Origin of the sequence: Peptacetobacter hominis, assembly GCF_006861675.1 — a bacterium.
Classification (GTDB): Bacteria; Bacillota; Clostridia; order Peptostreptococcales; family Peptostreptococcaceae; genus Peptacetobacter; species Peptacetobacter hominis.
Genome location: NZ_SGJB01000001.1, coordinates 258,540 through 269,044 on the forward strand (window position 1 = coordinate 258,540; position 10,505 = coordinate 269,044).

Genomic DNA, 10,505 nt, shown 5'->3' on the forward strand with positions numbered 1-10,505 from the left:
ATAATACAATAAATACAATTTAATCATAAAAAAGCTGAGAAAGGGCGAGTAAACATGATTCTGTCTTCAGAGATTGGAAATCACAGGCTGAAAGTTTCCTTAGATAAGAAATGTTGAAAACTACCCTGGAGCTGCTTTCTGAAGTTTCTGAAAAATACAGGATTAGTAAGAAGTGACGTTAACTGCGTTAAAGTAAAGAGTGAATTGATGCAATCAGGCATAATTAAATTAGGTGGAACCGCGGATAAAACCGTCCTTATATAAAAGGACGGTTATTTTTTTACACCTTATTTGGTTTTCGTACGAGAAGCCCGAAAAGATAAATTATAAAACGACATCAGGATAATCAGAAAGACATAATTGAATTTATAGTATAATTGGAGGGATTAATATGAAACTTGGAATATTAGGATATGGAGTAGTGGGAAGTGGACTTATAAATATGATAGACAAGGATTCAAAGGACAGAGGGATAGAAATCAAAGGAATCCTTGTAAAAGACAAAAGAAAGCACATAGATAAAAAGCACTATGAAAAAATAACTGAAGATATAGAGGATATATTTTCTGAGGATATAGACACACTTGTAGAGCTTATAGGAGATGAGGAGAATGCATATAAGTATATAAAAAGAGCTCTGGAAAATGGAATAAATGTTGTAACAGCAAATAAGGCTGTTATAGCAGATTATGGAGATGAACTTATAAATATCGCCAGAGAAAAAGGTGTTTCCCTGAGGTTTGAAGCATCTGTTGCAGGTGGAGTTCCTGTGATAAAAGTATTGAGTGAGGCTATGTCTGGAAACCAGATAAAAAGTATAAATGCAATATTAAATGGAACTACTAACTTTATACTTTCAAAAATGCATGATGAAAAACTGGAGTATAAAGATGCTCTAAAAAAAGCTCAGGAAGTAGGATTTGCAGAAGCTGATCCGTCGGCAGATGTATTTGGATATGATGCGGCAAGAAAACTTGCTATACTTTCCAATATAGCTTTTGAAAAAAGAGTTAACTGGAAAGATCTATACATATGCGGTATAGATAAAGTATCAGCATTGGATATAGATTCAGCATCTGAGCTTGGATGTAGAATAAAGCTTATATGTCATAGTGAAGTTGAAAATGGTAAAGTATCAGGATACGTTAGACCAGCTGCTGTTGAAACTGGCAATCCACTTTCTGGAATAGTAAATGAAAACAATCTTGTTGAAATATGTGGTGACTCTGTAGGTAAAATTGCTCTTGTAGGAAAGGGTGCTGGAAGTTTTGCGACAGGAAGTGCGGTATACTCTGATGTTACAGATATAATTGAAAATCCGGGGTCAAATTTATCAGAAATATCTGATGAGATTACAAATGTATATAAAAATCCTGAAAAGAAAGAGGATTTTATAGTAAGATATCCTGTTGAAAGTTATGAGGTTGTAGAAAATATTTTATCTGATAATAACTTAATCTTCAGAAAAATACTATCTAAAGATGGAGATATATCTGTATTTATTGAAAAAGTAACAGAAAAGAAACTTGATGAAATAGATGAATATCTGAAAAATACAGGTTTTCAGAAGTCTTCAATAAGAATTATCAAGATAGACTAAAGATAAATCTTAGTATAAGTGATTTTTGTTCAAAAGATTAGTATAAGTAAACAGTAAAAAAATTAATAAAAACATGTTGTTTTATTGTACTAAACTTTATATAAATTAATAAAAACTTCAGGAAAACAGGAAAACAGTGAATATATTGAAAACACTAGATTCTGTAAATGAACTCAAAAACTTATCGAAAAATTAATAAAAAGCATTGAAAAAAGTATAACAAAGTAGTATAATATTTAATTTTAAAAAATGAGGTTTACAGAGTACTTTTCTTTGAGTATAATGAGTGTAACTTAAAGAAAAGGAAGGGATATTATGTACGACCGACGATCTTTAAAAACAATATTTATGATAGTTTCAGGATCGGCTATACTGGCTTTTGGATTTTATAATTTCTATTATCTTAATGACATAACTGAAGGAGGTGTCCTAGGACTCTTACTTATATTAAAAAATATATTCAATATAGATATGTCAGTTGCCAGTATAATAATAGATGTTATGCTACTTGCAATGGGATATAAATTTTTCGGAAGAAAGTTTTTTATATACTCTGTTATAGCATCTGTATTTTTCTCAGTTCTTTACGGACTGTTCTCTTATATAGGACCTGTACTTCCTAGATTTGGAATATTAACATCTTCAGTTTTAGGTGGATTATGTGTTGGTATAGGAAGTGGTATAGTAATAAAAGCTGGATGTGCGGCTGGAGGAGACGATGCACTTGCTCTTATGTTATCTAAGCTTTCATCTATAAAAATAGGAACTATATATGTAATTATGGATATAGTTGTGCTTTTGCTTTCATTGTATTATCTTTCAGTAGGAGATATTATGTATTCTATGATAGCAATTACAATAAGTGGAAAAGTAATCGATTTTGTATACGATTTTGGTGGTAAAAATATAAACAAAATGAGAATTGCCTAAGATATAGATAAAAAGAAGCCTTTTGGCTTCTTTTTTTGTTATTATTATATACACTAATTCAAAAATACATCATAAATAATTAATTAACACAAAAAAGTATTGAATAAAGAAAAGAAATAATGTATACTAAATAATGTAAAAAATAGTAATAGTGAAACACATTAATATTATAGGTTATGTTATATGGGAGGAAAAACAAATGGCAATAAAAGTAGGTATGAATGGATTCGGTAGAATAGGAAGAACAGTACTTAGAATTATTCAGAGCAACAATATGGGGGAAGATATAGAACTTGTTGCAATAAATGCCAGAGCCAATACTGAAACTCTTGCACATCTTTTCAAATATGATTCTTGTTTTGGTATATTCAATGGGGATGTATGTGCCAAAGGGGAAAACGTTATGGAGATAAACGGAAAAGAAATAAAAATATTCAGATGTGCAGATCCAGAGGATATTCCATGGGGAGAGCTTGGAGTTGATATAGTAATAGAGTCTACTGGAAAATTCAGAGATAAGGAAAGTGTATCAAAACATATAAAAGCTGGTGCAAAAAAAGTCGTTATAACAGCACCTGGTACTAATGAAGATATAACAATTGTAATGGGTGTAAACGAAGAAAAATATGATCCTGAAAAACACAATATAATATCAAATGCATCTTGTACTACAAACTGTCTTGCACCTATGGCTAAGGTTATAAATGATAAATTTGGTATAGAGAGAGGACTTATAACAACTGTTCACTCATATACAAACGGACAGCAGATAGTAGATAAAACTCACAAGGATTTGAGAAGAGCAAGAGCAGCAGGAGAGTCTATAATACCTACAACAACAGGTGCAGCAAAGGCTGTATCTAAGGTACTTCCTGAACTTGCAGGAAAACTTAACGGTTTTGCTCTTAGAGTTCCTACACCAACAGTATCTCTTGTAGATATGGTATGCGAGCTTAAAAAGCCAGCAACTGTAGAGGAAATAAATGCAGCACTTAAGGAAGCTGCTGAAGGAGAAATGAAAGGAATACTTGGATATTGTGAACTACCACTTGTATCAGTTGATTATAAAGGTGATTCAAGATCATCTATAATAGATGCATTATCAACAATGACTATAGAAGAAAAAATGTTTAAAATTGTTTCATGGTATGATAATGAGTGGGGGTATTCAGCAAGAACAGTAGATTTAGTAAAATATATAGCAGAAAGAATGTAAGTTGTATTTGGCGACCAAGGTGAATGTATCACCTTGGTCATTTTTTATGTTCAGGAAGGATTTTAATTTCTAATAAGTAAAAATATATTGAAAATACTGTGTATAAGAAAAATAAATAGAAAGATACTACAAGTTGTTGGTTTGACTAGAATAGGAAAATGTTTTTTGTAAAAAAGAAATTATATGGAGAAATAAAAAAATACGATAAAAAATATGCTTAAAAAGAAAAGTTTGATATTAATTTAAAGATTTTTTTTGAAAAAAATAAAAAAAATACAATATCAAAATGAGCGTGAAAATGAATAAAAAATAATCATAAACAACATTTTTTCAGAATATAGTAACAACTTGTAACAATGCTGAAAGTCGCTAGTTGTAAGTGATACGCTTAAAATATCACAAAATAATGCCGAAAATAATAAACTCAAAAATGCCTGATGCTATTCAATTATCTGAAAAGACTGACCTTTGTGCAAACATTTGGCTGATAAAAGTTAAACAAATTATGTTGCAAAAAATATAAAATGAAAGTATAATGTAATTAGAAACAACAAACAACAAACAACCATAAAAAAATCATATTGATTTCAGAAAGGAAGATTATTATGGAAAAGAAAAAAGTCAAAGCGGTCAGTACTGAAACCTTTGTATTTTTAGCAGTGCTAATATTGGTATTCGGTTATATCGGTAGAATAATGGGTGTTGGGCCAATGTTCAAAACAATGATGGCTACAGCGCATGACCTATTATTACAGACAGTATTCCTAATCATGGCACTAGCAGTTTTAGCAGGAGCTCTTAGTGCACTATTATCTGAGTTTGGTGTAATAGCATTAATAAATAAGATATTCGCACCTATAATGAAACCAGTATATGGACTTCCAGGAGCAAGTATAACTGGTGCAGTTGCAACTTATTTATCAGATAACCCAGCTATAATATCATTCGCTAAAGACAAATCATTTACTCAGTATTTCAAAAAATACCAGACACCAGCGTTATGTAACCTTGGTACAGCATTTGGTATGGGTCTTATAGTTACAACTTTCATGATGGCGCAGGGAAAAGAATATATGCTTCCAGCACTTATAGGAAACCTTGGAGCTATAATAGGATCTGTAATATCTGTTAGACTTATGTTAATGCAGACTAAGAAATACTATGGAGATGCAGCTATGGATTCTGTTGGAGATGCAGCTGATGTATCAGAAGGTGAATTCAGAGAAGTAAGAGAAGGAAATCTTTTCCAGAGAGTTCTTGATGCTATGCTTGAAGGTGGTAAACTTGGTGTTGACATGGGTATGGCTATAATACCAGGGGTATTAATAGTTTGTACAGGTGTTATGATGCTTACATTTGGACCATCAGCTGATGGAACTTATACAGGAGCAGCATACGAAGGTGTTAAGCTTCTTCCTCTATTAGGTGAAAAAATAAAATTCATAATAGAACCTCTATTTGGATTTAAATCTCCAGAAGCTATAGCATTCCCTATAACATCTCTAGGAGCAGTTGGAGCGGCAATGTCACTTGTTCCAGAATTTATAAAAAATGGTGTTGTTACACCTAACGATATAGCAGTATTCACAGCTATGGGTATGTGTTGGTCAGGATACCTAAGTACTCATATAGGTATGATGGACGCACTAGATGCAAGACCTTTAGCAAGTAAAGCGATAGTATCTCATACAATAGGTGGTCTTTGTGCAGGTGTTGCAGCGCATCTGATCTTTATGCTAGTAGGATAGTATAATAAAATAAAGAATAATTATGATAAGATAAATAGAAGAACTACTGTACCATAATGGTTACAGTAGTTCTTTTTATATTGAAAACAAAATGTTTTAATATAAAATATAAAAAGAGCAGGTGATTATTTCTTATAAATATGTTACAATTTAATAATATGGACATATGGTTTTATCACCAGGTATAAAACCGTTTGCCCATTATAGCAGCAAAAAATGGAGGGAAATTATGAGTAAATTTTATAAGGTTGGAGTGGATGTCGGATCTACTACTGTAAAAATAGTAGTATTGAATGACAGTAATGAAATACTTTATAAAGAGTATAGAAGACATTTTTCAGATGTTAAAAAATCTTTGACTGAAGCACTTGAAAATATTAAAGATATAACAGAAGGAAAAAATATAAAAATAGTTATAACAGGATCTGGAGGAATGGGAGTCTCAGAAAAACTGGGTGTAAAATTCGTTCAGGAAGTAATTTCCAGTACAAGAGCAATAGAATATTATCATCCTGAAACAGATGTTGTTGTAGAACTCGGTGGAGAAGATGCAAAAGTAACATATCTTACTGGTGGTATAGATCAGAGAATGAATGGTATATGTGCAGGTGGTACAGGTGCATTTATAGACCAGATGGCAACTCTTCTAAAAACTGATGCAGCAGGACTTAATGAACTTGCGAAAGATTATGATACTATATATCCGATAGCATCTAGATGTGGTGTATTTGCCAAAACTGATATACAGCCACTTATAAACGATGGTGCCAAAAAGACTAATATAGCGATGAGTATATTCAACGCTGTTGTAGTACAGACTGTCAGTGTGCTTTCATGCGGAAGAAAAATAGAAGGAAATGTAGCTTTTCTGGGGGGACCACTTTATTTCCTTTCAGAACTTAGAAGAGCATTTAAAAATGTACTTGAGCTTAAAGATGAAAATATTATATTTCCTGAAAATGCCCAGCTTTATATAGCTATTGGTGCAGCTCTTATATCAGAAGAGGAAGAAGAAAAATCTCTTGATGAAATAATTAATACTTTAAAAAGTATAAAGGCTATAGATGATGCTAATGTAAATCTTCTTGAGCCTCTTTTTAAGGATGAGGAAGAATATAGAGAGTTTAAGGAAAGACATGATAAAGATGTAATTGAAAAATATGATATAAATAAATATGAAGGTAATTGTTTTTTAGGTATAGATGCAGGATCTACTACTACAAAAGCGGCTCTTATAGGGGACAATGGAGAGTTCCTTTACTCTTACTATTCAAGTAACGAAGGAAGCCCTCTTAAAACAACTATAAAAATAATGAAGGAAATATACAGCATACTTCCTAAAAAATGCAGAATAGCTGCAGCTACAGCAACAGGATATGGAGAAGGGCTTATAAAAAGAGCTCTTAAACTTGATTTCGGTGAAATAGAGACAATTGCACACTATAAAGCCGCTAAATTCTTCAATAAAGATGTAGATTTTATACTTGATATCGGCGGTCAGGATATGAAGTGCCTGAAGATAAAAAATGGAGTTATAGAAAATATCATACTTAACGAGGCATGTTCTTCAGGATGTGGATCGTTCCTTGAAACATTTGCAAAATCATTATCTATGGATATAAAAGAATTTGCGAAGGAAGGGATATTCTCTAAAAAGCCGGTAGATCTTGGTTCAAGATGTACAGTATTTATGAATTCAAGAGTAAAACAGGCTCAGAAAGAAGGTGCAGAAATTGCTGATATATCTGCAGGACTTTCTTATTCAGTTATAAAGAACGCAATGTTCAAAGTAATAAAAATGAAGGATATAAATGAAATCGGAGACAATATAGTTGTACAGGGTGGAACTTTCTATAACGATCTTGTTTTACGTGCATTTGAAAAACTTATAGGCAAGGAAGTAATAAGACCCGGAATAGCAGGAATAATGGGAGCTTTTGGAGCTGCTCTTGTCGCAAAGGAAAGATACAGAGAGGGATATATAACAGAAATACTTGGAAATGATGAACTTGATAACCTTAGTATAGAAACAAATGTTACAAGATGTAAGGGATGTTCAAACAGATGTCTTCTTACTATAAATAGATTCTCTGATACAGAAGTATTTATATCAGGAAACAGATGTGAAAGAGGAGAAGCCATATATAGTGGAGTAAGAAAGAAAAAATCTGATGATGAAATAAATCTGTTCAAATATAAGTATGATAGATTATTCAAATATAAGCCTCTTAAACCGGAAGAAGCACCAAGAGGTGAGATAGGTATACCTAGAGTACTTAATATGTACGAAGACTATCCTTTCTGGTATACATTCTTTACAAATCTTGGATTTAGAACTGTGCTTTCAGGAAGAACCTCAAAACAGATGTATGAAAAAGGTATAACAAGTATTGCATCTGATACAGCATGTTATCCTGCAAAACTTGTCCATGGACATATAGAGGATCTTATAGAAAAAGGAATAAAAACAATATTCTATCCTTGTGTTACAAATGAAGATAGAGAAGATGAAAAAGCAGACAACTATTATAACTGTCCGGTAGTAGTTTCATATTCAGAAGTAATAAAAAATAATGTAGATAATATAAGAAAGAAAAATATAAGATATATAAATCCATTTATAAGTATAAACAACAAAGAAAAACTTAAAAAGAGATTATATACAGAGCTTTCAAAATACTATGATGTATCAAAATCTGAAATTGAAAAAGCTGTTGATGAAGCAACAAAAGAACATATCAGATTCAGAAAAGATATGATGGAACAGGGTGAAAAAGCAGTTAAATATCTTGATAAACACAATATGAAAGGTATTGTATTATCAGGTAGACCTTATCATATAGATCCGGAAATAAACCACGGTATGCCTGAGCTTATAAATTCTCTTGGAATGGCTGTTCTTACAGAGGATTCAATATGTCATCTTGGAAAACTTGAAAGACCTCTTAGAGTCGTGGATCAGTGGGTATATCATTCAAGATTATACAAGGCAGCTGCATTTGTAAGAGAGCATGACAATATAGAACTTGTGCAGCTTAACTCATTTGGATGTGGACTTGATGCGGTAACTACAGATCAGGTTCAGGAAATTCTGGAAGAAAAAGAAAAAATATATACTCTTCTGAAAATAGACGAAGGAAATAACCTTGGAGCAGCAAAAATAAGACTTAGATCTCTGAAAGCGGCTATGGAGGAAAGAGATCAGAGCGGTATAAAACCAAGTAGAATAAAAGCAAGAAAAATAAAATACGCCAAAAATAATAAAATAACACCAGAAAGAACAATACTTGCCCCTCAGATGGCTCCTATGCAGTTCGATTTTATAGAGGCTGCCATGAGACAGAGTGGATTAAATGTGGTTCTTTTAAAAGATGAAAGTCCGGAAATAATAGAGGAAGGACTTAAATATGTAAATAATGATGCCTGTTTCCCTGCAATAATAGTTGTAGGCCAGCTTATAAAAGCTCTTAAGTCAGGTAAATATGACCTTAACAATACCTCTGTAGCTATAACACAGACTGGTGGTGGATGTAGAGCGACTAACTATATAGGATTCCTTAGAAAAGCACTTCATGATGCAGGTTTTGGAAATATACCTGTAATAGCACTTAGTGTATCGGGTCTTGAAGACAGTGGAATCATGGATAATATAACGCTTAAAATGGCTAACAGACTTCTTATGGGTGTTATATATGGAGATCTTTTAATGAAAGTTCTTCTTAGAGTAAGACCTTATGAAAAAGTTCATGGAAGTGCCAATAAACTTTATGAAAAATGGAAAGTAAGATGTATAGAGTCACTAAAAAGACCAAAATTCAAAGAGTTTAAGAATAATATAAGATCTATTGTAAAAGAATTTGATACACTTGAATTAAAAAATATAGAAAAACCAAGAGTAGGACTTGTGGGAGAAATACTTGTCAAATTCCATCCTGTGGCAAACAATAATCTTGTTGAAATTCTTGAAAAAGAAGGAGCAGAGGCTGTTGTACCGGAGCTTATGAATTTCTTTATGGCATGTGCGCTTAATACTATATATAAATATGAAAATCTTGAGGGGACAAAGAAAAACAGCTTCCTTGCAAATGCATTTATAAAAATAATAGAACTTTATCAGAAGACATATAACGATGCTCTTAGAAAAAGTAAAAGGTTCACACCTATAAAACCTATAAAAGAAATGGCTAAAGCTACAGAAAAAGTTGTATCAATAGGAAATCAGACTGGTGAAGGATGGCTTCTTCCGGCAGAAATGATAGAACTTATAGAAGATGGAGCAAATAATATAATATGTATGCAGCCATTTGGATGTTTACCTAACCATATAATAGGAAAAGGTGTAATAAAGGAAATGAAACGACAGTTCCCTGAATCGAATATAATACCTATAGATTATGATCCATCGGCAAGTTCTGTAAACCAGCTTAACAGAATAAAACTTATGCTTTCAAAAGCTTTTCTTGAGATAAGAAAAAAACAAAGCCTTGAATCATAAAAAAATTAATTATATAATATAAATCTGAAATATAAACTGAAAGGAAGTATATTATGGCAGAAACAATAAAACCATCAGAAATATATAAAGAAGGATATAACTGTGCTGAATCAGTGGTAATAGCATATAACAAAGAATTTGAATCAGATATACCATCAAGACTTTGTACGGCTCTTGGTGGAGGCTGTGGAGTTGCAAGCCTTTGTGGTGCGATAAATGGTTCTACACTGATAATAGGACATGTAAAAGGAAGAGATGATGCATCAGGAGATAAGATGATATCAAAGAGATATGTTCAGGACTTTATGAAAACATTACATGAAAGATATGGAACTCATATGTGTAAAGACTTAAAAGCCAATAAAGTTTCATGTGCTGAAATAATGGATATAAGTTATGAACTTGTAAAAGAAACTCTAAAAAAAGATTTATAAGATTAGGTGCTGTCGCATTAACGTTTTTTATAACGTTTTGCGACAGCATTTTTTCTTGTTATCAGTAAATAGTGGTTGTAAA

6 protein-coding genes and 1 other annotated feature are annotated in these 10,505 nt (G+C 32.1%); all 6 genes read left to right on the forward strand.

The genetic code is table 11. The annotated features are described in order from the left end of the window. Positions 1–27 precede the first annotated feature (27 nt). Positions 28–261 (forward strand) — a binding site (T-box leader). Between the two features lie 130 nt (positions 262–391). The 6 genes from EXD82_RS01220 to EXD82_RS01245 all read left to right on the forward strand — a co-directional run bounded on the left by EXD82_RS01220 (position 392) and on the right by EXD82_RS01245 (position 10,423). Beyond that, positions 392–1,600, forward strand: a complete 1,209-nt coding sequence (locus tag EXD82_RS01220) for a homoserine dehydrogenase (RefSeq protein WP_142535090.1) — start codon at positions 392–394, stop codon at positions 1,598–1,600. A gap of 315 nt (positions 1,601–1,915) precedes the next feature. Next, positions 1,916–2,530 carry a YitT family protein gene (locus EXD82_RS01225; RefSeq protein ID WP_142535091.1) on the forward strand — a complete coding sequence of 205 codons (615 nt, stop codon included), beginning with the start codon at positions 1,916–1,918 and terminating at the stop codon, positions 2,528–2,530. A gap of 199 nt (positions 2,531–2,729) precedes the next feature. Next, on the forward strand, positions 2,730–3,746 hold the full coding sequence (gene gap / locus EXD82_RS01230) for a type I glyceraldehyde-3-phosphate dehydrogenase (protein ID WP_142535092.1): 1,017 nt from the start codon (positions 2,730–2,732) through the stop codon (positions 3,744–3,746). A gap of 605 nt (positions 3,747–4,351) precedes the next feature. Then, the gene (locus tag EXD82_RS01235; RefSeq protein ID WP_142535093.1) at positions 4,352–5,494 is read left to right on the forward strand and encodes a CD0519/CD1768 family membrane protein; all 1,143 of its coding nucleotides are present in this window, start codon (positions 4,352–4,354) and stop codon (positions 5,492–5,494) included. A gap of 229 nt (positions 5,495–5,723) precedes the next feature. Further along, positions 5,724–9,989 (forward strand): 2-hydroxyacyl-CoA dehydratase, encoded by a 4,266-nt coding sequence (locus tag EXD82_RS01240; protein WP_142535094.1) that lies wholly within the window; start codon positions 5,724–5,726, stop codon positions 9,987–9,989. Between the two features lie 53 nt (positions 9,990–10,042). Then, the gene (locus tag EXD82_RS01245) at positions 10,043–10,423 is read left to right on the forward strand and encodes a C-GCAxxG-C-C family (seleno)protein (protein ID WP_142535095.1); all 381 of its coding nucleotides are present in this window, start codon (positions 10,043–10,045) and stop codon (positions 10,421–10,423) included. Positions 10,424–10,505: the final 82 nt, after the last annotated feature.

What these genes read in the sequence shown, in the direction of transcription:
- EXD82_RS01240 (WP_142535094.1), top strand. Translation starts at nt 5,724, where the DNA reads ATGAGTAAATTTTATAAGGTTGGAGTGGATGTCGGATCTACTACTGTA.
- EXD82_RS01225 (WP_142535091.1), top strand. Translation starts at nt 1,916, where the DNA reads ATGTACGACCGACGATCTTTAAAAACAATATTTATGATAGTTTCAGGA.
- EXD82_RS01220 (WP_142535090.1), top strand. Translation starts at nt 392, where the DNA reads ATGAAACTTGGAATATTAGGATATGGAGTAGTGGGAAGTGGACTTATA.
- EXD82_RS01235 (WP_142535093.1), top strand. Translation starts at nt 4,352, where the DNA reads ATGGAAAAGAAAAAAGTCAAAGCGGTCAGTACTGAAACCTTTGTATTT.
- gap (WP_142535092.1), top strand. Translation starts at nt 2,730, where the DNA reads ATGGCAATAAAAGTAGGTATGAATGGATTCGGTAGAATAGGAAGAACA.
- EXD82_RS01245 (WP_142535095.1), top strand. Translation starts at nt 10,043, where the DNA reads ATGGCAGAAACAATAAAACCATCAGAAATATATAAAGAAGGATATAAC.